The following is a 21,741-nucleotide window of genomic DNA, read 5'->3' on the forward strand; positions in this document are numbered from 1 at the left end:
ATTTGCAATAAAGCGCTTTTCCTTTTTCTGTGAAACGAAAGTAAAATATTAGAACTATTATATCACACTTGAGTCATTTCTTTTTTCTTTTTTTGTTCCGCCTTGATATTACGGTAGAGCGCGACCAAGAATTTAACGATTTCTTTGACCATAGCATACGCAGGAACGGCAATAACCATGCCGAGCAGGCCGTAAAGTGAGCCTGACACCATCATCAATACCATGACCGTTACTGGATGGACATGCACAGCCTGACCGACAATTTTCGGATAAATGACATTCCCGTCCAACTGCTGGATAACCAGAACGTAGACAACGGCAATCAGTGCCAGAATGGGATGATTGAAGGCCACCGTCAAAACCACCGGCACAACGCCGATATAAGGGCCTAAATACGGAATCAGATTGGTCACAGCCGCAAAAAGCGCGAAGAGAAAAGCATACGGAATCCCAATCACCAGATAGCCAATCAGCACCATAATGAAAATAAAGAGCGCATCCATTGCCAGACCGAAGATATACTTGGAAATGGTTTTATTCATCCTCTCAAGCAGACTAATAATATCATACTTGTCCTCAACCAGAATATTCTGCTTGACAAAAGGCAGAACTTTATCGCCGTCTTTAAGCATATAATAAAGCAGAATCGGAATCAGAAAAAGCGTCAGCCCAATCGAAACAATCGTCCCGACAACTGAGCCGATGCTGGAAGTCATCCCTTTAGCCAGATTCTGCAGAATCCCCTGATAAGAAGTATTCAGACTTTTCAGCGCACTGCTCAAGTCCATCTGCGTCGAAATTTCCTTGAACTGCGGAGAATCCGTGATGCCCTGCACCCAGTCCACAAACTGCGGGTAAAGATTCACCGTCGTCTTGTACAAAGCCGTCAGCTGCGTCACTACATTCGGAATAACCAGCGCCGCAATTAAGACATAAGCACCGATAACGATTAAAATCGACAACAAAATTCCGATACCGCGCCTGAACTTCCACTTTCTCGCAAGCATGTCCAGCAGCGGGTCAAAAACATAATAAAGAAATCCGGCGATGATGAAAGGAATAAAAATCGCGGAAAAGAGCGTCGTTATCGGATTGAAAATCCAGTCAATTTTAACCAGCAGAAAAAGCAGAGCCGCAACGGCCAGAATTTCAATCGTCCAGAAAAACAATTTACTCTTATTAAACATATTTGTATTATAATGGATTTAACAATTTTTAGCAAGGTCTGGAGTTATATGATTATTAAAAATACCCGCGACACCATGAGCGACGTCTATCTTGACGCTCTGCGCATCCGCAACGAAGTTTTCGTCAAAGAGCAGGGCGTGCCCTATGCGCTGGAAGTCGGCTCGCCAGTTGAAGAGGCAATGGCCGTGCACTTCGTCGCATACAGTGACAGCTGCGATGATGAAGGCTGCGAGAAAGCCCTCGGTACCGTAAGGCTGTTAATGAGCCAGAACTACGAGTCCGGCCTGATTCAGCGGATGGCCGTTCTTAAATTTGCCCGTGAAACCGGAGTCGCCAGCGGATTAATGGACAATTTAGCGATTTTTGCCCAAGAACATAAAATCCACAAACTCACACTGCACGCGCAGCTCAGTGCCCGCGGATTTTACGATAAAATGGGCTATTTGCCAAAAGGCGAAATCTTCGAAGAAGCCGGTATTCAGCACATCACGATGGTCAAAACATTGCCGTAACAAAAAAAGCAGGAATTTATCTCTTCCTGCTTAAACCATGTGCTTCAGCATCTTAATCAGAATCTCAGCAGATTTTCGCCCCGCTTCAACAATGAACTCATCAAACTTGACATTGGCGTCATGACTGGCCGTGTCCGAAATCGCCCGAATCACCACAAAAGGCTTCTTCAGCGCCGCAGCTGCCTGAGCAATTGATGCGCCCTCCATCTCCACCGCTAAATCATCCGGAAAATACGATTTAATCTCAGCGATTTTCTCAGGACTGGCGATGAAGCTGTCAGAGCTAGTAATCAAGCCGACAATCGGCTCCGCCATCACCTTTCTCAGCTCAGAGACGAAATACTTGCTTGACTCATAGTAAAGCGGCTGCTGCGCCATTTGCCCGAACTCATAGCCGAAAGCCGTCACATCCACATCATGGTAAGCCAGACGGTCCGCAATCACGATATCGCCAATCCGCAGCGAGCCGTCCACCGCCCCAGCAGAGCCGGAATTAATGATGGCATCCACCTCGAAAATCTCGCTCAAAAACGAAACAGCGAGCGCGCTCATCACCTTGCCGATACCCGACTGCACCAGCACGACCTCGTGCCGCCCGATTGAGCCAGTTTCAAAAATCCAGCCGAAGCGGGTCTGCCGCTCCGGTTTTTCTAAATTCTCACGTAAAACCCTGATTTCTTCATCCATAGCACAAATTATGCCGATTTTCATATCTCTGAACTTCCCCTCCCTTTTCCGTTACAACATTTCAATCCAACTGTCAAAGTACTTCTCCATAAAGCTCACGCGCTTTGCGATTTCTTCCGCAGTAAAGCTTTCGCCCGCCGTTGTCGCAACCCATTTGGTCTCATTATCATCACGCCGATGAATAATCGCAATCAAACGGCCATTGAACTCTGTCAAAGGCAGCTGATTTTCCGGTAAATCGGACAGCACGTAAACATCCTGCTCCTCGCCGTCACCGCCGATTAATCCAGGAACAAAGCCGTAATTCAGAGGATAAGCTGCTCCATGATGGACAAAACCAATCGGTCTGTCAATTTTTACAGTGATTTTTTTCATGACCAGGGGCTCAAAATCCAGGCAATCATGAGCAGCAGAATAACAATCAGAATCACCAGATAGCGATTCAGCTTCTTCCCGCGCTCCTTGGTCTTGACATTTTCAATACGGCGGGACTTGTAAACCGCCTGCTTCTTCTGCTTACGCTCGATTTCATCGTATTTGCGCACCAGCTGCGTGTCTTCCTGCATGCCGCGGCGAATGTCCTCTTCCAGCTGTTCACGTTCACGCTTCGCCTGATTGACGATGTCATCTGTCAGTATAGGTCTTTTGGCCATTCTTCATCACCGCCTCAACGTCCAAAATGCCATTCATTGTCAGATTCATGACGCAGCTGCATAAGTTCCAAGTACTGCAGCGCAATGATGGTTTTGGCGTCATCGATTTCACCAGATTTGACCAGAGCTTTTGCCTCGTCCAGCGTGACTTCATGGATTTCCAGAACCTCATCCGGGTCGGCCGGCTTGGGATTTGGAACTTTTTCCAGGTCACTTGCGAAGAAAAGATAAGTTTTCTCATTTGTAAAACCCGGTGAAACATAAAATTCAGAAATCTGCTCTATCTTCTGCGTCGTATAGCCGGTTTCCTCTTCAAGTTCGCGTAAAATGGCTCCGCGCAAATCTGACTTTTCACCAGCCTCAAGCTTCCCAGCAGGCACTTCATAAATGACCTTTTCAATCGGCTTACGAAATTGACGCACCAGGACGATTTTATTTTCCGGCGTGACTGCAAGAACTGCTACGCCGCCCGGATGAAAAACCAGCTCACGTTTGCTCGTCCCCAAGCCATTAGGCAATTCAACCTCGTCAAGCGCAACATCAATGATTTTCCCTTTAAAAATTTCCTGCCGGGAAATGGTTTTCTCTTCAAAATCCATATCTAAAAATTCCTTTGTCTATCTGTTATTCACCACGGTAATGCGGCATCTTCTTAGCCAAACCAAGTTTGTCCACCTGACGGGCACGACCAATCGCCACTTCATCTTCGACCACATCTTTAGTAATCGTCGAACCTCCGGCTGTTACAGCATTTTTCCCGACATGAACCGGTGCAATCAGCGTCGTATTGCTGCCGATAAAGGCAAAGTCGTCAATTTCAGTCGTGTGCTTGCTTTTACCATCAAAGTTAGCCGTAATCGTACCTGCACCAAAATTGACCTTCTCTCCCACAACCGAGTTGCCAATATAGGTCAAATGGCCAGCTTTCGTCCCCCGTCCGAGACTGGAGCCTTTGACTTCGACAAAATTTCCTACGTGCACATCCTCGTGAAGGACGCTATCCGGCCGCAAATGGGCATAAGGGCCGCAATTAGAACCACTGTCCATAATTGCCCTCTCCACAGTTGAGTTATTGACCACAATATCACGTGAAAGCCGGCTGTTCGTAATGCGTGAACCGCTGGTAATCAAGCAGCGCTTGCCGATGGAAGTCTTCCCGAGCAAAGTGACATTTCCCTCAATCACCGTGTCGCTGCCAATCTGCACATCCGCGCCAATCCGCGTCGTTTCTGGCTCTATGAGTGTGACGCCGTTCAGCATATGCTTCTCATTGATACGCGCACGCATCAGCTTCTCGGCAGTCGCCAGCTGCACGCGGTCATTGATTCCGAGCGACTCATCAAAATTCTCCAGCACATAGGCACAAACTTTTTCATCTTCATTTTTGAGAATTTCAATGACATCTGTCAGATAAAGCTCACCTTGTGCATTGTCGGTTTTCAGCTGTGACAAGGCACCGAATAACATGCGATTGTCAAAGACGTAAATACCCGTGTTGACCTCTTGAATCGCTTGCTCCAGCTCGTTGGCATCTTTCTGCTCAACGATTCGGCTGACTTCACCGTGTTCGCGCACAATTCGGCCGTAGCCGAAAGGATTTGTTGCAATCCCTGTCAGAACCGTTGCAGCAGCATTCTGCTCCTCATGGAAAGCCATCAAATCAGACAGTGTCTCGCTGGTGATTAGAGGCATGTCGCCATAGCCGACGATGGTCATTCCCTCGGCCTGAGACAAGAGCGGACCGACCATTTTAACCGCGTGGCCAGTGCCATTCTGCTCAAGCTGCTCAACATACTGGACATTTTCCGGCAGAATGTCAATCACTTGGTCAGCGCCAAAACCGACAACCACGAAAGTTCTGTCCGGTTTCAGGGCGGAAAAATTGTCCAAAACATGTGAAATCAGCGGCTTATCCGCGATTCTGTGCATGACTTTGGGCAAATCAGATTTCATACGCGTTCCCTTGCCGGCAGCTAAGATAATAGCAAATTTTTTCACAATAGCTCCTTCATTTCGTATTGCTCATCATTAAATTCAGTAACTTCTATCACTGCAATTATAGCATTTTCGTGGTAAAATTTGTTTATGAAGACTGGTTTTATCGGCGCTGGAAAGATGGCGCAAGCAATTATATCGGGGCTTTCTGACAAGTCTGAGCTGATGATTTCCGGACGGGACCTGAAGAAAACTCAGGCAACGGCTAAGCTGCTCGCTGTCAGCGCTGCTTCGTCAAATGCTGAACTTGCACTGGGCTGCGATTTTATCGTGCTGGCGGTCAAGCCGCAGGTCGTCGCGTCTGTGTTAGCAGAGATTTTGCCCAGCCTAAACCAGAAGAAAACACTGATTTCAATTGCTGCCGGCATTGATTTAGAAAGCCTGTCCGCAATGACAAGCCCCCAGCAGGCGATTGTCCGCGTCATGCCGAATGTCAACGCCGCGATTCAGCAGTCGACCAGCGCCATCGTGAGAAACGGCCAGGTCTCTGACGCTGATTACCAGCTGATTAAATCACTTTTTGGACAAGTCGGGACCGTCCATGAGGTGGCAGAACATGATTTTCCGGTATTTTCTGCGCTGGCTGGTTCAAGCCCTGCCTACATTTACATGTTTATTGATGCCATGGCACGCGCCGGCGTTCTGCACGGTCTGTCCAAAGAGCTAGCCACGCAAGTCGTTGCCGAAACGGTTGCCGCCTCTGCCGAAAATGTCCTGAAATCCGATGTACACCCGCAAGCCCTGGCAGACTCTGTCGCAAGTCCCGGCGGCACCACGATTGAGGGCATTGTTGCGCTGGAAAATCACGGCTTCAACGCGGCTGTCATTTCTGCGATTGACGCGACGATTAAGAAAGAAGAAACACTCTCAGTCTGATGATGAGAGTGTTTTTTTGATAAAAGGGATATTCTGCAATGCCGGAATAATCAGCATTACCACCAGCGTTCGCAAGGGAATCTGCCAGAGTAGGGGCAGCCGCGTCGCTAGGTTGACAGTAAAGGGTGCTTTGTATAGTAATGTCACCCAAAGTGTGTTGAAAAAGGCCGTGTCAACAAGCATGATAAGCGCCATGGCGAAGAAAGTATAGAGCCAGTCCCGCCATTTTGTCCGCGTCAGTTTCTTCCTGAAGAAGAAAAGCCCGTAAAGCAGTCCCACAACGAAGGACGACAGGGTAAAGCCGGGAAAATAGCCGTACTTCCCGAAAAGCAAAGTCCCGATAACATCCTCAATTGCAAGTGAAAGTCCCGTCCAGATAGGCCCAGCCAGCGTGCCGATGATTGTATTCATCACGAAGCTGAAAGAAACCTGCAGGACATTTGTACCAAAGGACAAAAACTGTCCGACAATGATACTGAGCGCAACCAGTATAGCCAAAAGCACCAGCAAATGCAGCGTCAGTCTTGACCCTCTGAGTTTTTTTAACATAAGAAAAAGCTCCATTCTAAAAAATGAGAGCTGCAAAAAAAGATTTTTACAGCGAATGCAATTGCCAAACCGCGCCGGTTTAAAACTGAGTGTCTCACATCTTAAACCAGCTTCGTCCTCCAGGCGACATCCCATCCCGCAGGCACTTAACGCTTCGCAATTTACTCTGTAAAGAGTTGACTTATTGTATCATAATTTTCTGGAAAATAAAATTCTTTGTTTCTGGAAGTAAGATTTCAGAACAGAGAATTTTATTTTACTATTTTTCACGATTTTCACGTGCTTTCTTTTTCGTATAAACTATTACAACAGGAGCAGTAAGGGCCGTCAAAACTGTGCAAACTATTGCAGTTCGCGGAAATAGGACGCCTACAGTAAGAAGTATTGCGAGGAGAAAAAGCTGCAATGCAACGACACGCGCAGTGAATTTCGCATTTGACTTGCGTTTTTCTTCTTCATTCATGTGCCTGTATTTCCAGAATAGTTTCAGCCACTTGCCTCTCCAGAGCTGTATCCCGCAGATAATTATAGATATTTCCAGTAGTATATACAATCCGATATAAAATGTGTTAATCATTTTGCCATTCTCCCACTCTAAAACCATCTTACCTTTGTACAAATTACAGCGCAGTAGGCATACGGCCTACAACTTAAATTACCTCCAAAACTAGTTTAAAGGCCTGCTTTCACGCTTATCATAGCATTTTTCTGTCAAAAGACAACAAAAAAACACAGCAGATAGACGTTTGCTGTGTCTTTGTCTAAATTTAGTCTTTCTTAGCCTCAACTTCAACTTTTGCGGAATCCGCAATCAAATCAACTGCTTTTTTCATCTTGATGTCATGCTCAAGCATTGACTCAGGCAAGAGCTGCTTAATCTGGTCAGCCGGCATGCCGTATTGCTCAGACAAATCAGCCACTTCGGCATCAATCTCATCTTGAGCAACCTGGAAAGCTTCCTTGGCTGCAATTGCCTCAATCACAAGATTTGTACGCACGCGCTTGTCAGCATCTTTTTCATACTGCGCATGCAGCTGGTCTTCAGTTGTGCCTGTCAGCTGGTAGTACATATCCGGCGAGATACCCTGCTGCTGCATACCGCCGAGGAACTCGTTCATTGAGCGGTGAACTTCTTCATGAATCATTGAGCCTGGGATTTCGTCAATTTCAGCATTTTCAACTGCTGCTTCAATAGCTGCTTCTTCAACGGCATCACGGTATTCATCTTCTTTCGAAGTCTTGAGCTCTTCTGCGTACTTCGCTTTCAGCTCTTCAACAGTTTCAACTGTGTCATCAATATCTTTCGCCAACTCGTCATCAAGCTCAGGAATTTCTTTTGTCTTCACTTCATGAATGGTTGTCTCGAAAACAGCTTCTTTACCAGCAAGGTCTGCTGCCTGATAATCCTCAGGGAAAGTCACTTTCACTTCGACTTCATCACCGGATTTGTGACCGACGAGTTGATCTTCAAAACCTGGGATAAACTGACCTGAGCCAAGTTCCAAGCTATGATTATTGGCCTTGCCGCCCTCAAATTCAACCCCGTCAACAGAGCCCGTAAAGTCAATGACAACTGTATCGCCGACTGCTGCTGCATCGTCCTTGACAACCAGCTCAGCCATACGGTTCTGAGCCGCTTCGAGACGTGCTTGAATGTCCGCATCACTGACTTCTTTGTCAACGCTCACTTTGAGTGACAGGTCTTTGTACTTGCCGAGCTTCACTTCAGGCTTGGTCGTAACGACAGCCGACAGCTCCCAGTCCTTGCCTTTTTCCATTGATTTGATTTCAATTTTCGGCTGGTCAACCGACTCAACCTTTACCTCAGCCAGAGCAGCAAGGAAAGCCTCTTCAAGCACGATGTTAACTGCCTCTTCATAGAGTGCCTCTTCACCAAACATCCGATTAAACATCTGGCGCGTAATCTTGCCCTTGCGGAATCCAGGAACTGTAATTTTGCCCTTTTGTTTGTTAAAAGCGGCATCAAGCCCTTTCTTCTGCAGGTCTTGGTCGATTGAAAATGTCAACGTTCCTTCAGTTGCGCCTGTTTTTTCAAATGTTGCTGTCATTGTTTCCTCCGTCGCTCTCCATCATTCACTGAAAAGCTATATTTTTATCATTAGAGCCGAAACGCACATTAGCACGCGATTCAGCAAAATTTCATACTAGAACAGAATATCATAAATTTGCTAATTTTTCAAGGAAAAAAGCCCTATTTGGACTTTTCGACTTTTTTTCCGGTCAAGCTTTGCCAGCGACTTTAATCGTCTCTGTCATTGGGACACGCTCAATATCTGCCCCCAGCGCTGTAAGTTTCTGGTGGAAATGCCAGTAGCCGCGGTCAAGATGATGCAGCTTAGTCACTGTCGTCTCACCATCAGCGACGAGCCCTGCCAGAATCAGTGCTGCGGCAGCACGTAAATCCGTAGATTTGACCTCAGCCCCCTGCAAGTGGTCAGTCCCCTGAATAATCGCGCGATTCCCCAGAATCTCAGTATCCAAGCCCATACGCGCCATTTCAACCAAATGCTGGAAACGATTTTCAAAGACTGTCTCATACATGTCCGACTCACCGTCAGCCACCGCCTGGGCAACCGTCATCTGAGCCTGCATGTCCGTCGGAAAGCCGGGATGCGGCATGGTTTTGACCGTCGTTGCTTTCAAACGCTCTGGGCCAATCACGCGCAGGCCCTCATCTTCCTCAATGAACTTCACGCCCATCTCAGTCAACTTGGAAATCAGCGGCCGATTATGCTCGGACACAGCATCCGCAATGACCACGTTACCTTGAGTGATGGCAGCTGCCACCATGAACGTTCCCGCCTCAATCCGGTCCTGCACCACAGAATGCTCTGCCCCGTGCATTTTCTCAACACCTTGAATACGAATCGTATCTGTACCGGCACCACGCACACGCGCGCCCATTTTATTCAGTAAATTGGCCAAATCTACGATTTCAGGCTCTCGCGCCGCATTGGAAATCGTCGTCAGGCCATCCGCCAGCGTCGCCGCCATCATCAGATTCTGCGTCGCGCCAACTGACGGAAAGTCCAGATAAATATCCGCGCCGACCAAATGGTTAGTCATCGCGTCAATATAGCCGTTTTTCTGCGTAATGGTCACGCCCATCTGTGCCAGACCGCGCAGGTGCAAATCAATCGGTCGTGAGCCAATTGAGCAGCCGCCGGGCAGCGCCACCAGCGCACGATGATTGCGCGCCAAAATCGGCCCCATCACAACAATCGAGGCACGCATTTTAGTGACAAACTCATAGGGCGCCTTGGATTTCACGTTTTCTGAAGCCAAGGTCGTAATCGTCTTATTTTCCCGGTCAAAATCAAGCTCAATATCCAGATTATTGACCAAACCGCTCATCGTCTCAACGTCCGACAGAATCGGCACATTAGTCAGAACAGTTTTTCCCTCTGAAGGGAGGACAGTAGCAGCCAAAAGCGGCAGAACGGCGTTTTTGGCACCCTCAATCTCGACGGTACCTGTCAAACGCGTGTTCCCGCCTCTGACAATCATTTTATCTTCCATGTATGTGTAATTTCCCTAATTCATTTTTGAGTACTTGTGAATTAGTATGATTTTACACTTTTTTGTCAATTTTGACAAGACGTCGAATTGCAGCATAGGAAGAATAGCCGGAAACCTGCTCAAATTCACGCTCTAGCTGTTTTTCCTGTCCTTTGGACGGTACCACTTTTTTGAATTCTCGATAGGCAGCGGCGAATTTTTCAGGATTTGCCCTGCTTTCGTAAAAGTTTTCGACCTGATTAAAAAAGGCGATTACAGTCGCCATTTCTTCTGCTGACCAGGACAGGTCCAGCGGATATTGATAATTCTCACTCATTGATAGCTTCCTTTGCCTCGTTTGAATCTTTTGCGTCTTTTGAAGTTTTCATCTCAACCCGCCGATAATCACGAGGCAGGAAAACGCGGATATCATCCTCGTTGAAGCCTATTTGAAGACGCTTATCGTCCAAAATAATCGGCCGGCGCAGCAAAGACGGATTTTTCTCAATTAAAGCGATTAACTCATCAATAGACAGCGAATCCACGTCTATATTCAATTTTTGGAAAATTTTAGAGCGCATTGAAATAATGTCGTCCGTGCCATTTTCTGTTTTTGACAAAATATTGCGTAGTGCTTCGGGCGACAAAGTTTGAGTAAATATATTGTGTTCGTTATAGTCGATTTTGTGGTCATTGAGCCAAGAGCGTGCCTTGCGGCAACTGGTGCAGCTTGGAGAAAGATACAGTTCTACCATTTTTAATGTTCACCTCGGTCCAAATGACATAGCCTTTTTAAAAATATCGGCCATGTCCAGATTCTTACCCTTATTATAACAAAATTATTCTGCTTTTCAAGAGGAAATTGTAATTTTTCTAATAAACACATCTGTAATTAATGTACAAATACATTTTTTTCGATTCTGTATTTACATTTCGGAAAGTAAATAATTTTTCTGAAACGATAATTCGGAAAGAGCTATTATACAAAGTAAATTTGTAATTTTCTCCTTTTCAATTTTCTTGAGTATCGATTTTTCTTCAAAATAAAGTTCGCTGAATTCTTGTTTTCACAAATGGACACTGTGTCCTTTAATGAGAATATTAGATTTGATAATTGATAATAAAAAACCCAAAAAATGATGAATTTCATATTTACACCACCAATCAGGTGACACAACAAAATTTGACAAGATGGCCTTTGATGTGTTATCACTCTGCATTTTTTCCTGCAAAAAAATCCGTCAAAACGACGGATTTCTTTATTAAATTAACGACGAAGACCAAGCTTTGCGATGAGCTCACGGTAGCGGTTGATATCTTTGCCGCGCAGATAAGCCAAAAGGTTACGACGGTGGCCGATTTTCTTCATCAGGCCGCGGTATGTTGCGTGATCTTTTTTGTGTGACTTGATATGGTCGTTAAGGTGGTTGATTTCCCAAGTAAGGACAGCAATCTGTACCTCTGGTGAGCCAGTGTCGCCCTCTTTACGCGCATATTCTGCGATGATTTCGTTTTTCTTCTCTTTTGAGATTGCCATTTTAGTTTCTCCTTTTGAATAGCAATTATGCATATTCATGATGATTTTTGCCTAATCTGAGTAAAACGTTGGCAGCGCTGAACCAAGATTAGGTTGTAGAAAACTACTTTGCTATTCTAGCATAGTTTGTTGTATTTGACAAGAGTTAATGATTAATGATTTGTATTTTGCTCGGTTGTGGTTGAAGATGATGAGCTTGGTAAGGTTGCTTCACTGGCAGAAGATGATGCCGTACTGGAACTGCTTTGCGATGTAGAACTGGTGCTGGAAGAACTTGTTGTAATATTACTATTTGTGATAGTCAAGGTAACAAGCTGGTTCGGGTCAAAAGACTTACCTTCTATTGGGTTGAATTTGACAACTATTGGCTCTGAATAATTTTCTGGTGTCGGAGTATCGGGCAAAATCGTGGTTTCAATATGGGTAACTCCTAATTTCTTTAGGTCACTTTCTACTTGCGATAGGGTTGTTGTATAATATCCGCCTTCTTCTTTGTATGTCGGCATTATCACCATTTTTGTTTTCGAGGAGGACGAAGTGCTTGACACAGAACTGGAAGAGTTCTTTGGTTCAAGCGCTGAACCTCCAGAGTTCAGAAAGAACCAGGTTATCGCGCTGCCGCCGGCTAGGGCCAGGAGTACCATGAAAACCATGATGATTCGTCCGACATGCCGCTGCTTCTGCGGAATTTGAGAGGCTGTGACGACTGGAACAGATTTCTTCTTCTGATTCGGTGTCGGCGCCTTGCTCGGTGCGCCTGTCGGCTGATTGGTGACTTGGCGAATCAGTTCCTGTGTGTCACTAATCATGACGGGTGCTTTGGCAACGGAGCCGATGTCGTCTTTCGGCAAAACGAGTTTGCGCTCGCCGCGCCGGTCGAGTGACAGTGAGGTGTCCAGGTCGGACATCATTTCCATTGAGGAAACGTAACGGTATTTGATGTTTTTAGCGGTTGCCCGAATGACGACATTTTCCAGGGCCTGCGGGACTTGCGGGTTCTGGTTGATGATTGACGGCAGTGCTTCCTGGAAATGTTTCAGTGCAATCGAAACGGCTGAGTCCCCGTCATAAGGGACACGGCCGACCAGCATTTCGTACAAAATGATGCCGATGGCGTAAATATCTGACTGGACAGTCGCATTGGCGCCGCGGGCCTGTTCAGGCGAGAGGTAATGCACAGAGCCGAACATAGAGTTGGTCTGCGTTAAAGAAGTTTCTCCGAGGGCTTTGGCAATGCCGAAATCGGTCACTTTGACGCTGCCGTCCATGGCTACAAGGACATTCTGCGGTTTGATGTCGCGGTGAATGATGCCCCGGTTATGGGCAACGGCCATGGCGGACAGAATTCCGGAAGCCTTGGCCACAGCGTCGGTGTTGCTCAACGGCGCATTCTGCTTGATATACTGCTTCAGCGTGATGCCTTCGACGTATTCCATGACGATGTACTGCTGATTTTCGTAATCTCCGACATCCATGATGCCCACGATGTTGGGGTGAGCCAGTTCTGCCATGGCGTATGCTTCCCGCTGAAAGCGTGCGATGGCTAACTGGTCATTTTCGAAGTTTGGACGCAGTACTTTTACTGCGACTTGCCGGTTGTCCAGAAAGTTGTCTGTCGCAAGGTACACATTGGCCATGCCGCCACGGCCTATTTCCCGGATAATTTGATAACGGTCAGCAAAGAGTCGGCCAATCTGTATCATAACAGATCACCTCCGTCGAACTTGATGAGAATGACGGTGATGTTGTCCAAACCGCCGTTGGCATTGGCCTGCGTAATCAGTGCGTCTGCTTTTTCGCTCAGGAGCATACCAGAATTCAGAATATTCAGAATTTCATCGTTTGAAACCATGTTGGTCAGACCGTCTGAATTAATCAAAATGATGTCGCCTGTGGCGTAAGTAAAGCTTTCTGTATCAGGCACGGCCTCCTTGTTCTGGCCGAGACTACGGGTAATGATATTTTTCTGCGGATGGGTCAGAGCCTCTTCCGGCGTGATTTGACCGGCTTCAACCAGCTCTTGAACCAGCGAATGGTCCCGCGTCAAAGGCACAAGCTGGCGGTTGCGAATCAGAAAGCTTTTTGAATCGCCGATGTGGCCGAGAATCACGTGGCCTTTGCCTAAGAAGAGCATTTCAAGTGTGGTTCCCATGCCTTTGTAATCGTCCAGTTTTCCTAGACTTGCGATGTTTTCATTTTCGACTAGAACTTGCCGGCGCATCCAAGCTTCGATGGTTTCAATGTCGACGTCACCGTCAAAAGCCGTCTGCTCCCAGAGCGAGCCGATGTCGTCTACAGCGAGTTTTGAGGCCACGTCGCCCGAGCGGTGACCGCCCATGCCGTCGGCAAGGAGAAAGAGCTGGCTGCCTTTCTGGTTCATAAAAGTGCCCGCGTAATCTTGATTTGACTTGCGCTTGGCACCAATATCTGAAAGAATTTGATATTCCATTATTTAAAACCTCGAATTAGGAAATTTTCCTGAATTTTGCGATAAAAAATCCGTCTGTATGAAATTGTTCCGGTGTTATAAAAATACAACCGTCACGTATTATTTCCGGCTTTTCATGTACAAGATTAATCTGCTCAAAGTCTGGATGACTGTCCAGGAAGCGTTTGACCGCGTCAAAGTTCTCTTCATCAGCCAGCGTGCAGGTACTGTAGACCATTATACCATTTTTCTTAAGGGTTTTTGCACACGATGATAAGATGTCCAGCTGAATTTTTTGCAGATTTGCGAAATCAGCGGCTTCTTTGCGGTATTTGATATCCGGTTTGCGGCGCATGAGGCCGAGGCCAGAGCAGGGCGCATCGACCAGAATTTTGTCAAAAGTTTCTGCGGGAAATTTTTTATCTATTTTTGCGGCGTCAAACTTGATTGTTCTGACTTTGTCTGCTACGTGCAGACGTTTGGCATTTGCTCCAATCAGCCGGAGTTTATGGGAATACAAGTCACAGGCTGTCACGATTCCTGCCCCTGTCAAATCCGCAGCTATCTGGCAGGTCTTTCCGCCGGGTGCGGCACAGGCATCGAGCACTTGGTCGTCTGGCCCTGCATTGAGCGCAAGCGCCGCGAGCTGGCTTGTTTCGTCCTGAATCGTGATTTTGCCTTCTTTAAATTCTTTTGTTGCGGCAAAGTTGCCGTGCTCGGCCACTCGGCCAACGGGTGAAATCTCGGATGGGCGTGTGTCCTGCAGTGCGACGCTGTCTGCAGCTTTTGGGTCAATCAGTCTGAGGCTGACATTGCTTGGTTCGTCGAGTGATTCAAAGATTGCAACTGCACGTTCCTTGCCGAATTGTCCAATGAATTTCTGCACTAAAAAGTCGGGAATTGAATATTTGATGCTGAAATTCGGTGTTTTTCCCGGCAAATCAGCCCGTGAAAAATTCCGCAGAACGGCATTGACAAAGTTGGCGGTCTGCTGTCCGCCTTGGGCTTTTGCCAGTTTTACGGACTCGTCTACAGCTGCTGAGGTGGGCACTTTGTCCATAAAGAGAATTTGATAAACGGTCATTAAGAGGAGCATATGCAGCCAGGGCTTGGTTTTGCCTTTCAAAAAGGGCTGCAGATACCAGTCCAGCAGCATTTTCTTTGAAATGGTGCCGTAGGTCAAGGCGGTCACGAAGCTGCGGTCGATTTCTGCCAGGCTTGAGTTTGAAAGTGCATTATCCAGCGCGATGTTTGCGTAGGCAGACTGTCCGAAAACTTCGTTCAGCACTTCAAGTGCCACGCGGCGCGGATTGTAGAGTAAATGCGGATTTTCTGGTTTATTGTCCAAATTGGTCTCCTGCTTTGAGTTCGCGGCCGACGCCGTTTAGGAAGTCGCTGACGGGCATTTTTCCTTTGCCGAAGGGCTGAACTTCGAATATTTCCAGCGCGCCTTCGCCTGCTGCAATCTGCAAGTGTTTTTTGTCTCTCAGTACGACTTCGCCTGCTGCTGAGCCCCTTGTTTCAGGTTCGACAAGACCTGCCTGATAGATTTTGAAGCGTGCGCCGTTCAGTAGTGTATAGGCTCCTGGAAGGGGTGCCAGTCCTCGGATTTGATTCCAAATCTGGGTTGCTGAGCGCGTCCAGTCAATCATTTCTTCTTCTGGTGCAATATTCGGCGTGATGACAACTTTTGTCTGGTCCTGCGCTGTTGGCACTAAATCGCCTGACAAGTAATCCGGCAGGCATTCAAGCAGCAAGTCGCGGCCAAGGTCTGCGAGTTTATCGAACATTGTCCCCGCATTGTCTTCCGGCAGGCAGGGAATGCTCCGCTGCGCCAGCATTTTCCCGGCGTCCATTTCCTTGACCATTTCAATGATGGTGACGCCGATTTCTTTGTGCCCGGCCATGATTGCCCGCTGAATGGGTGCGCCGCCGCGTCCCCAGGGGAGTAGCGAGCCATGGACGTTGACCGCGAATTTCACCGCGTTCAGCAGTTTTGTCGGCAGGAATTGGCCGAAGGCAGCTGTTATGATGCCGTCGGCGTCGAGATTCATCAGTTGGGCTAGCTCATCTGAACCCGACAGTTTCGCCGGCTGATAAACCGGGATATCGTGCTGCAGCGCCAGTTCTTTGACCGCTGTCGGGGTTAGAACTTGCTTGCGGCCGACTTTCCGGTCGGGTTGTGTGGTGACGGCGATGACTTCATAGCGCGCGTCTGAGAGCAAGCCTGCCAGAACGGTAGCTGAGAAGTCAATGGTCCCCATAAAAATTATTTTTGTTTTCATTTATTTCCTTTTTTAAACGAATGACATCGGTTCCGAGTCTATAATTACACGAAGGTCTTTATTTTCTGGTAATTGCGTTAATTCCAGCACTTCATTCAGCGCTGACTCTAGTCTATCTTCAAAGCGGTATTTCACTAGGATTTGATAGTGGTAAAGCTGGTGCGTACGCGCCACGGGTCGCGGAATCGGTCCGAGCAGGCGGGATTTGTTCGTCAGATTGGCGCGGAGCAGCGACATGATTTCGTAGGATTTTTTGACCACTGTGTCTTCATCCCGATGAGAAATGACTAGCTGAACGGTATAAAAATACGGCGGATAGGCCAGTTTTCGGCGGAAATTCATTTCTGTGGCATAGAAAGCTTCGTAGTTCATTTTTGCCGCCAATTGAATCGCATAATGGTCCGGGTTGAAGGTCTGAATCAGCACTTCGCCGTGTTTTTCCGCCCGTCCGGAGCGGCCTGCCACCTGTGTCAGCAGCTGGAAAGTCCGCTCGCTCGCCCGGAAATCCGGCAGGTTCAGGCCTGTGTCGCCATTGATGACGCCAACCAGCGTTACGTTCGGAAAATCCAGCCCTTTGGCAATCATCTGCGTGCCCAGCAGAATATCTGCTTCACCGCGGCCAAAGCTGTCCAATAGCCTGTCATGCGCACCTTTGCGCGAGGTGGTATCAACGTCCATCCGGATGATTGAAGCCGCCGGCAGAAGCTGTATGAGCTCCTCCTCGACCTTCTGAGTACCAGAGCCGTAGTAGCGGATATTACGCGACTGACAGTTCGGACAGACCTGCGGAATGGCCTCACGATGGCCGCAGTAATGACAATTCAGCGTTCTGGTGTCCATATGCAGTGTCAAGCCGACATCACAGTTCGGACATTTTACCACAAAACCGCAGTCCCGACACATGACAAAAGAGCTGTAACCGCGCCGATTCAGCAGGAGGACAATCTGCTCACGTTTCTGCAGCTTTTCTGCAATTTTTTCCAGCAGATAATCCGAAAAATTAGCCGATTTATCACTTAGATGATGACGCATATCAATGATTTCTACGCTGGGCAGCTGCGCCTCAGGATTCGCCCGGTGTGTCAGCCGAAGCAGCGTATAAAGGCCTCGCTCAGCCCGTGCCCGCGTTTCCAGCGCAGGAGTGGCAGAGCCGAAAATCAGACGAGCCTCATGAAATTTTGCCCGCCAAAGTGCCACGTCACGTGCATGATAACGCGGACTCGACTCCTGCTTGTAGGATGAATCATGTTCCTCGTCAATGATAATCACGCCGATATTGTCCAGAGGCGCAAAAATTGCAGAACGCGTACCGACCACAATCTTTGCGCCGCCAGCCTTAATCCGCCGCCATTCATCATAACGCTCGCCGTCTGACAAACGCGAATGCAGCAGGGCAACTTCATTGCCGAAACGCGCAATGAAACGCCTGGCAATCTGTGAGGTCAGCGAAATCTCCGGCACCAGCATAACAGCAGTTTTCCCAGCGGCAATCGTCTCCGCGATGACCTGCAGATAAATCTCGGTCTTGCCTGAGCCGGTTACACCTTCCAGCAGGAATGGCTTGTCTGCGCCGTCTTGCATAATCTGGTCAAAAGCGCGCTGCTGCTCGTCATTCAGAGGCTTCGCCGCATCGGCTTCGACATCTGCAAAGGCTTCAGCCATGCGCGAGACTTCGACTTCTTCAATCTGAATCAGTCCATTTTCTGCAAAAAAGTTGACAATTGGCCGAGAGGCCATTTTCACTGCGTCCGCCATCGGCAGCTTGCGGTCTGTTTCCAGCAGGATTTCCTTGAATTCGATGCGTTTTTTGGCCGTTTTGCTTGGCTCATAGGCCTCAAGCGCTGTCCAGTCTGGAATAATGTACTTCTCGGTTTTCTTGTTTTCTTTCGACTCCGCAATGTAGCGAATGTCAAGCTTGCCCGCGCGAAAATCTTTCATGGCCGCCAGCTGCTGTTCTTCGGACAGGTTTGACCAGCGCTCGCTGCTGTCGTCTTCAAGCCGCGTCAAAATCTTGTCGTACTTAGAGTTCAGGAGGTTGGGCAGCATGGCCTTGAGAATTGAGATTTTATAGCTGAAGACTTTATGGCGCATGTCATCTGCCAGGGCCAGCAGTTCTTCGGATAAGACGGGCTCTACATCTAATAATTCGGCAATTTCTTTCAGTCTGGTATCACCTGCTAGCTGCTCAGCTTCGTTTTCTGGGCTTATACTGGTCACGATGCCTTGAACTAATCGCCCGCCATTGCCGAATGGCACATGCACCCGCTCTCCAGCCAAAACCAGCTCCGACAATTCTGCGGGAACTAAGTATGAATAGGGCCTGTCTGTCTGCAATAGAGGCACGTCCACAATGACTTGGGCAATTTTTTTCATGGTTCTATTTTATCAAAAAAGCGGCTCGGCCGCTTAAAATGTAAAGACGTTTATTTTGCCTCGCCTTTAGCTGTCTTTGACTTTGATTCTTCTTCACGCTCTTCTTGGGCAATGAGTTCTTTGATGCGATGCTCTTCCTCGAGTTTGTATAGGTGCAGGACTTCATCTCTTTGAGCCAGAGTGTCGCGTTTTGCTTCAGGGTCCGGGTGAATTGTGACTCTGCCGTCAGCAATTTCTTCCAGGGCCTGCAAAGTCGGCTTAACCGACTTAAATTGCATCGTTGGTGCATCCCCCCCGCGGAGTTCATGTGCACGCTTTGCTTCCAAAACTACCAATGAGTATTTAGAATCGACTTTTTCCAACAGGCTGTCGATTGACGGTCTTAACATCATAATTACTTACCTCTTTCTTTTGCGGAATCGACTTTCAGGTCGTCCAGCATAGCTTCATATTTGCCGATGACACGTTCCACGCGATAATGCTCAGTTTCAATGATTTTCTTTACGCGCTCAGCCGCCAAGTCTACCACATCGTTGACGACGACATAGTCATAGGCCGACATCATGTGAATTTCTTCTCTCGCCTTAATCATGCGGCCTTCGATGGCTTTCTTATCGTCAGTTCCGCGTTCCTGCAGGCGCTGGCGCAATTCGTGCAAATCCGGCGGTGTCAGGAAGATAAAGACGCCGTCAGGTACTTTTTCCTTGACCTGCAAGGCTCCCTGAACTTCGATTTCCAGCATGACATCATAGCCTTCATCCAGCAGCTTATTAACGGCCGTTAAGGGTGTGCCGTAATAGTTCCCGACGTATTCGGCATATTCCAGCATCTCACCTTGGCGAACCATTTCCTCAAAGTATTCCCGGCTCCGGAAATAGTAATCCTTTCCGTCCACTTCACCCGGCCGCTGCGGACGCGTTGTCATGGAGACAGAATACTTGATTTGGCAGTCCGGATGGTCAAAGACGGCTTTTCTTACCGTGCCTTTTCCCACACCTGACGGGCCCGAAAAAACAATTAATAATCCACGTTCTGGCATTTTTTCTCCTTGAATAACGTTCACGCAAGCGCTCGGTTTTGTAACAACGTTCGCGCAAGCGTTCGGTTTTGTAATAGCATTCGCTGAAGAGCTCGGCTTGTGACCAAATTCCCGCCGCTTTAAACCTTTTTCTAGTATAGCAGAGCTTTTTCTGAAAATCAAGCGTTTGTAATGAAAATGTTAACTTTCTGGCATTTCGCATATTTTTATTTAAAAAGCTGCCGAGTTTTTCGACAACTTTTCTAGGTACTATAACTGAGTTCATCACGCCAGAAGCTAGGAAATTAGATAAGCAGGCTCTTAGCGCTTTAGCGGGTTAGAGGAGCTTTCCCCTTTAGGGGTAAATTTCTACGCATCTTAACGGGCGTGTTTCACATCTTATTTTGCAGTGTCAGAGGCGCGCATTTCGCGGATAACGGTAATCTTGATGTTCCCCGGATAATCCATGTCGCTCTCAATGCGATTCTTGATGTCGTGCGCCAGAACAACAATCTGGTCGTCAGAAATCTTTTCCGGCTGAACCATGACACGGACCTCGCGGCCAGCCTGCAGCGCATAGGCTGTCTTGACACCTGTGAAGCTGTTGGAAATAGCTTCAAGGTCCTGAAGACGCTTGATATAATTCTCGACAGACTCGCGGCGTGCACCTGGACGCGCGGCTGACAAAGCGTCGGCGGCAGCAACCAATACAGCAATAACCGAATTCGGCTCGGTATCATTGTGGTGGCTGGCAATGGCATTGATGACGACTGGATTCTCTTTGTACTTGCGTGCAAGCTCAGTTCCAATTTCAACGTGTGAGCCTTCGACTTCGTGGTCAAGGGCTTTACCGATATCATGCAGGAAGCCTGCACGTTTGGCTAAAGTCACATTTTCGCCGATTTCACCCGCCAAAAGCCCTGCCAGATTGGCAACCTCGACGGAGTGGTCAAGGACATTCTGCCCGTAAGAGGTACGGAAATGCAAACGTCCCATGATTTTCATCAGGTCGGGGTGCAATGTGTGCGCACCAACCTCAAAGGCAGCGGCTTCACCATATTCACGTATCTTGCGGTCAATTTCCTTGCGGTTTTTCGCCACCAGCTCTTCAATGCGAGCGGGGTGAATACGGCCGTCTTTAACCAATTGCTCCAGCGTCATGCGGGCAATTTCCCGGCGAATCGGGTCAAATCCTGATAAAACAACGGCTTCCGGCGTATCATCAATGATGACATCCACGCCTGTCAGTCCTTCAAAGGTGCGAATATTACGTCCTTCACGGCCGATAATACGTCCCTTCATGCTCTCGTCAGGCAGATTCACCACTGTCACAGTCTGCTCGGCGATTGAATCGCTGGACAAGCGCTGAACAGCCAGTGAAATAATGTTTTTGGCCTTTGTATCCGCCTCGCGGTTGGCTTTTTCTTCAGACTGGCGAATCATCGCTGCCATTTCATGCGTTAATCCGTCGCGCGTCTCAGTCAGTATAATTTTCTGCGCGTCTTTTACTGACATTTGTGCGACACGCTCAAGTTCTGCGTGTTTCTTATCTTCAATCGTGCTTAGTTCTACTTCGCGCTGATTAATCGCATCCGTTTTCTTTTGTATGTTTGATTCTTTAGAATCAAGGCTTTGCTCTTTACGCGTCAACAAATCATCCTTGCGGTCCAGCTGCTCTTCGCGCTGCGCAAGACGTCTTTCTGTATCTTTAAGCTCTTTGCGTTCTTCCTTAAATTCTGTCTGAATCTCATCTCTTTGCTTACGCTCTGATTCCTTAAGCGTCAAAGCGGCATCGCGTTGAATGTTTGCTGCTTCACGTTTTGCGTTTGCTAAGAGTTCATTTGCTTTATTTTCTGCGTCTTCGGCGGCCTGCTGATTCTCCAGCTGCTTGCTGCGACTCCGAAATAATAATGCTACAAAAGCTACTGCTAATACGATTACAAGGACGAGTAGAACAATGTTCATCACATTATTCGATTCCATATACAATCCTTCTAAACTTAAAATTAGGTATATTATGCAAAATTTGCCCAAAACTGACACATAACATACAAGTACTATTCTAACACAATTCTCAAGAAAATACAGGTTTCTGATATTTCCGCTCAATCAAAAAACTAA

General features: G+C 47.6%; 23 protein-coding genes and 1 riboswitch. Of the genes, 2 read left to right on the forward strand and 21 right to left on the reverse strand.

The window, feature by feature from the left end; translation table 11 throughout:
• Window positions 1-62: 62 nt before the first annotated feature.
• Window positions 63-1,187: an AI-2E family transporter gene (locus ACYQ2E_RS00370; protein ID WP_460016059.1), complete on the reverse strand. Its 1,125-nt coding sequence runs from the start codon at window positions 1,185-1,187 to the stop codon at window positions 63-65.
• Window positions 1,188-1,235: 48 nt separating this feature from the next.
• On the opposite strand from ACYQ2E_RS00370, the gene ACYQ2E_RS00375 reads away from it, so the two are divergent.
• Complete coding sequence (locus ACYQ2E_RS00375; protein ID WP_460016060.1) at window positions 1,236-1,700, forward strand: GNAT family N-acetyltransferase; 465 nt, start codon at window positions 1,236-1,238, stop codon at window positions 1,698-1,700.
• A 30-nt stretch (window positions 1,701-1,730) separates the two neighbouring features.
• On the opposite strand, the gene ACYQ2E_RS00380 is transcribed toward ACYQ2E_RS00375, so the two are convergent.
• From ACYQ2E_RS00380 to glmU, 5 genes are read right to left on the reverse strand one after another with little or no spacing between them, the layout of a single operon-like run.
• Window positions 1,731-2,411 (reverse strand): 5'-methylthioadenosine/adenosylhomocysteine nucleosidase, encoded by a 681-nt coding sequence (locus ACYQ2E_RS00380; protein ID WP_460016061.1) that lies wholly within the window; start codon window positions 2,409-2,411, stop codon window positions 1,731-1,733.
• 27 nt (window positions 2,412-2,438) lie between these two features.
• Window positions 2,439-2,768 (reverse strand): inorganic diphosphatase, encoded by a 330-nt coding sequence (locus tag ACYQ2E_RS00385; protein ID WP_460016271.1) that lies wholly within the window; start codon window positions 2,766-2,768, stop codon window positions 2,439-2,441.
• Window positions 2,759-3,040, reverse strand: coding sequence for a cell wall synthase accessory phosphoprotein MacP (gene macP, locus ACYQ2E_RS00390; protein WP_460016062.1), 282 nt, complete (start codon window positions 3,038-3,040; stop codon window positions 2,759-2,761). Before macP ends, ACYQ2E_RS00385 begins: the two co-directional genes overlap by 10 nt.
• A 14-nt stretch (window positions 3,041-3,054) precedes the next feature.
• Window positions 3,055-3,639: an NUDIX hydrolase gene (locus ACYQ2E_RS00395; protein WP_460016063.1), complete on the reverse strand. Its 585-nt coding sequence runs from the start codon at window positions 3,637-3,639 to the stop codon at window positions 3,055-3,057.
• Window positions 3,640-3,664: 25 nt separating this feature from the next.
• The gene (glmU, locus tag ACYQ2E_RS00400; RefSeq protein WP_460016064.1) at window positions 3,665-5,038 is read right to left on the reverse strand and encodes a bifunctional UDP-N-acetylglucosamine diphosphorylase/glucosamine-1-phosphate N-acetyltransferase GlmU; all 1,374 of its coding nucleotides are present in this window, start codon (window positions 5,036-5,038) and stop codon (window positions 3,665-3,667) included.
• An 87-nt stretch (window positions 5,039-5,125) separates the two neighbouring features.
• On the opposite strand from glmU, the gene proC reads away from it, so the two are divergent.
• Entirely contained in the window at window positions 5,126-5,911 is a 786-nt protein-coding gene (gene proC / locus ACYQ2E_RS00405; protein ID WP_460016065.1) for a pyrroline-5-carboxylate reductase, read from the forward strand.
• On the opposite strand, the gene ACYQ2E_RS00410 is transcribed toward proC, so the two are convergent.
• The 15 genes from ACYQ2E_RS00410 to rny form a co-directional block, all read right to left on the reverse strand.
• Window positions 5,903-6,460 (reverse strand): folate family ECF transporter S component, encoded by a 558-nt coding sequence (locus tag ACYQ2E_RS00410; RefSeq protein ID WP_460016066.1) that lies wholly within the window; start codon window positions 6,458-6,460, stop codon window positions 5,903-5,905. The two genes, proC and ACYQ2E_RS00410, sit on opposite strands and share 9 nt — an antisense overlap.
• Window positions 6,461-6,507: 47 nt before the next feature.
• Window positions 6,508-6,631, reverse strand: a riboswitch (THF riboswitch).
• An 88-nt stretch (window positions 6,632-6,719) separates the two neighbouring features.
• Window positions 6,720-7,064, reverse strand: coding sequence for a DUF3784 domain-containing protein (locus ACYQ2E_RS00415; protein ID WP_460016067.1), 345 nt, complete (start codon window positions 7,062-7,064; stop codon window positions 6,720-6,722).
• 163 nt (window positions 7,065-7,227) lie between these two features.
• Window positions 7,228-8,529, reverse strand: a complete 1,302-nt coding sequence (tig, locus tag ACYQ2E_RS00420; protein WP_460016068.1) for a trigger factor — start codon at window positions 8,527-8,529, stop codon at window positions 7,228-7,230.
• Window positions 8,530-8,701: 172 nt separating this feature from the next.
• Window positions 8,702-10,000, reverse strand: coding sequence for a UDP-N-acetylglucosamine 1-carboxyvinyltransferase (gene murA / locus ACYQ2E_RS00425; protein ID WP_460016069.1), 1,299 nt, complete (start codon window positions 9,998-10,000; stop codon window positions 8,702-8,704).
• A 52-nt stretch (window positions 10,001-10,052) separates the two neighbouring features.
• Window positions 10,053-10,316: a UPF0223 family protein gene (locus tag ACYQ2E_RS00430; protein ID WP_460016070.1), complete on the reverse strand. Its 264-nt coding sequence runs from the start codon at window positions 10,314-10,316 to the stop codon at window positions 10,053-10,055.
• Complete coding sequence (spx, locus tag ACYQ2E_RS00435; protein ID WP_460016071.1) at window positions 10,309-10,734, reverse strand: transcriptional regulator Spx; 426 nt, start codon at window positions 10,732-10,734, stop codon at window positions 10,309-10,311. Before spx ends, ACYQ2E_RS00430 begins: the two co-directional genes overlap by 8 nt.
• Before the next feature lie 512 nt (window positions 10,735-11,246).
• Window positions 11,247-11,516, reverse strand: a complete 270-nt coding sequence (gene rpsO / locus ACYQ2E_RS00440) for a 30S ribosomal protein S15 (RefSeq protein ID WP_460016072.1) — start codon at window positions 11,514-11,516, stop codon at window positions 11,247-11,249.
• A 152-nt stretch (window positions 11,517-11,668) separates the two neighbouring features.
• Entirely contained in the window at window positions 11,669-13,219 is a 1,551-nt protein-coding gene (gene pknB / locus ACYQ2E_RS00445) for a Stk1 family PASTA domain-containing Ser/Thr kinase (RefSeq protein WP_460016073.1), read from the reverse strand.
• Window positions 13,216-13,965, reverse strand: a complete 750-nt coding sequence (locus ACYQ2E_RS00450) for a Stp1/IreP family PP2C-type Ser/Thr phosphatase (RefSeq protein ID WP_460016074.1) — start codon at window positions 13,963-13,965, stop codon at window positions 13,216-13,218. The genes pknB and ACYQ2E_RS00450 overlap by 4 nt, the downstream gene beginning before the upstream one ends.
• A 16-nt stretch (window positions 13,966-13,981) precedes the next feature.
• A complete protein-coding gene (gene rsmB, locus ACYQ2E_RS00455; RefSeq protein WP_460016075.1) occupies window positions 13,982-15,292 on the reverse strand; it encodes a 16S rRNA (cytosine(967)-C(5))-methyltransferase RsmB in 1,311 nt (436 codons plus the stop codon).
• Entirely contained in the window at window positions 15,282-16,229 is a 948-nt protein-coding gene (fmt, locus tag ACYQ2E_RS00460) for a methionyl-tRNA formyltransferase (RefSeq protein ID WP_460016076.1), read from the reverse strand. The genes rsmB and fmt overlap by 11 nt, the downstream gene beginning before the upstream one ends.
• A gap of 12 nt (window positions 16,230-16,241) precedes the next feature.
• Entirely contained in the window at window positions 16,242-18,602 is a 2,361-nt protein-coding gene (locus ACYQ2E_RS00465) for a primosomal protein N' (RefSeq protein ID WP_460016077.1), read from the reverse strand.
• A gap of 50 nt (window positions 18,603-18,652) precedes the next feature.
• Complete coding sequence (gene rpoZ, locus ACYQ2E_RS00470; RefSeq protein ID WP_460016078.1) at window positions 18,653-18,994, reverse strand: DNA-directed RNA polymerase subunit omega; 342 nt, start codon at window positions 18,992-18,994, stop codon at window positions 18,653-18,655.
• A gap of 2 nt (window positions 18,995-18,996) precedes the next feature.
• Window positions 18,997-19,641 carry a guanylate kinase gene (gene gmk, locus ACYQ2E_RS00475; protein WP_460016079.1) on the reverse strand — a complete coding sequence of 215 codons (645 nt, stop codon included), beginning with the start codon at window positions 19,639-19,641 and terminating at the stop codon, window positions 18,997-18,999.
• 378 nt (window positions 19,642-20,019) lie between these two features.
• Entirely contained in the window at window positions 20,020-21,603 is a 1,584-nt protein-coding gene (gene rny, locus ACYQ2E_RS00480) for a ribonuclease Y (protein WP_460016080.1), read from the reverse strand.
• Between the last annotated feature and the right edge of the window lie 138 nt (window positions 21,604-21,741).

The organism is Lactovum odontotermitis (genome assembly GCF_054658595.1).

Bases quoted from the DNA above. Each gene is read 5' to 3' on its own strand.
- ACYQ2E_RS00370 (WP_460016059.1), bottom strand. From the start codon at position 1,187: ATGTTTAATAAGAGTAAATTGTTTTTCTGGACGATTGAAATTCTGGCC.
- ACYQ2E_RS00375 (WP_460016060.1), top strand. From the start codon at position 1,236: ATGATTATTAAAAATACCCGCGACACCATGAGCGACGTCTATCTTGAC.
- ACYQ2E_RS00380 (WP_460016061.1), bottom strand. From the start codon at position 2,411: ATGAAAATCGGCATAATTTGTGCTATGGATGAAGAAATCAGGGTTTTA.
- macP (WP_460016062.1), bottom strand. From the start codon at position 3,040: ATGGCCAAAAGACCTATACTGACAGATGACATCGTCAATCAGGCGAAG.
- ACYQ2E_RS00395 (WP_460016063.1), bottom strand. From the start codon at position 3,639: ATGGATTTTGAAGAGAAAACCATTTCCCGGCAGGAAATTTTTAAAGGG.
- proC (WP_460016065.1), top strand. From the start codon at position 5,126: ATGAAGACTGGTTTTATCGGCGCTGGAAAGATGGCGCAAGCAATTATA.
- ACYQ2E_RS00410 (WP_460016066.1), bottom strand. From the start codon at position 6,460: ATGTTAAAAAAACTCAGAGGGTCAAGACTGACGCTGCATTTGCTGGTG.
- ACYQ2E_RS00415 (WP_460016067.1), bottom strand. From the start codon at position 7,064: ATGGTTTTAGAGTGGGAGAATGGCAAAATGATTAACACATTTTATATC.
- tig (WP_460016068.1), bottom strand. From the start codon at position 8,529: ATGACAGCAACATTTGAAAAAACAGGCGCAACTGAAGGAACGTTGACA.
- murA (WP_460016069.1), bottom strand. From the start codon at position 10,000: ATGGAAGATAAAATGATTGTCAGAGGCGGGAACACGCGTTTGACAGGT.
- ACYQ2E_RS00430 (WP_460016070.1), bottom strand. From the start codon at position 10,316: ATGAGTGAGAATTATCAATATCCGCTGGACCTGTCCTGGTCAGCAGAA.
- spx (WP_460016071.1), bottom strand. From the start codon at position 10,734: ATGGTAGAACTGTATCTTTCTCCAAGCTGCACCAGTTGCCGCAAGGCA.
- rpsO (WP_460016072.1), bottom strand. From the start codon at position 11,516: ATGGCAATCTCAAAAGAGAAGAAAAACGAAATCATCGCAGAATATGCG.
- pknB (WP_460016073.1), bottom strand. From the start codon at position 13,219: ATGATACAGATTGGCCGACTCTTTGCTGACCGTTATCAAATTATCCGG.
- ACYQ2E_RS00450 (WP_460016074.1), bottom strand. From the start codon at position 13,965: ATGGAATATCAAATTCTTTCAGATATTGGTGCCAAGCGCAAGTCAAAT.
- fmt (WP_460016076.1), bottom strand. From the start codon at position 16,229: ATGAAAACAAAAATAATTTTTATGGGGACCATTGACTTCTCAGCTACC.
- ACYQ2E_RS00465 (WP_460016077.1), bottom strand. From the start codon at position 18,602: ATGAAAAAAATTGCCCAAGTCATTGTGGACGTGCCTCTATTGCAGACA.
- rpoZ (WP_460016078.1), bottom strand. From the start codon at position 18,994: ATGATGTTAAGACCGTCAATCGACAGCCTGTTGGAAAAAGTCGATTCT.
- gmk (WP_460016079.1), bottom strand. From the start codon at position 19,641: ATGCCAGAACGTGGATTATTAATTGTTTTTTCGGGCCCGTCAGGTGTG.
- rny (WP_460016080.1), bottom strand. From the start codon at position 21,603: ATGGAATCGAATAATGTGATGAACATTGTTCTACTCGTCCTTGTAATC.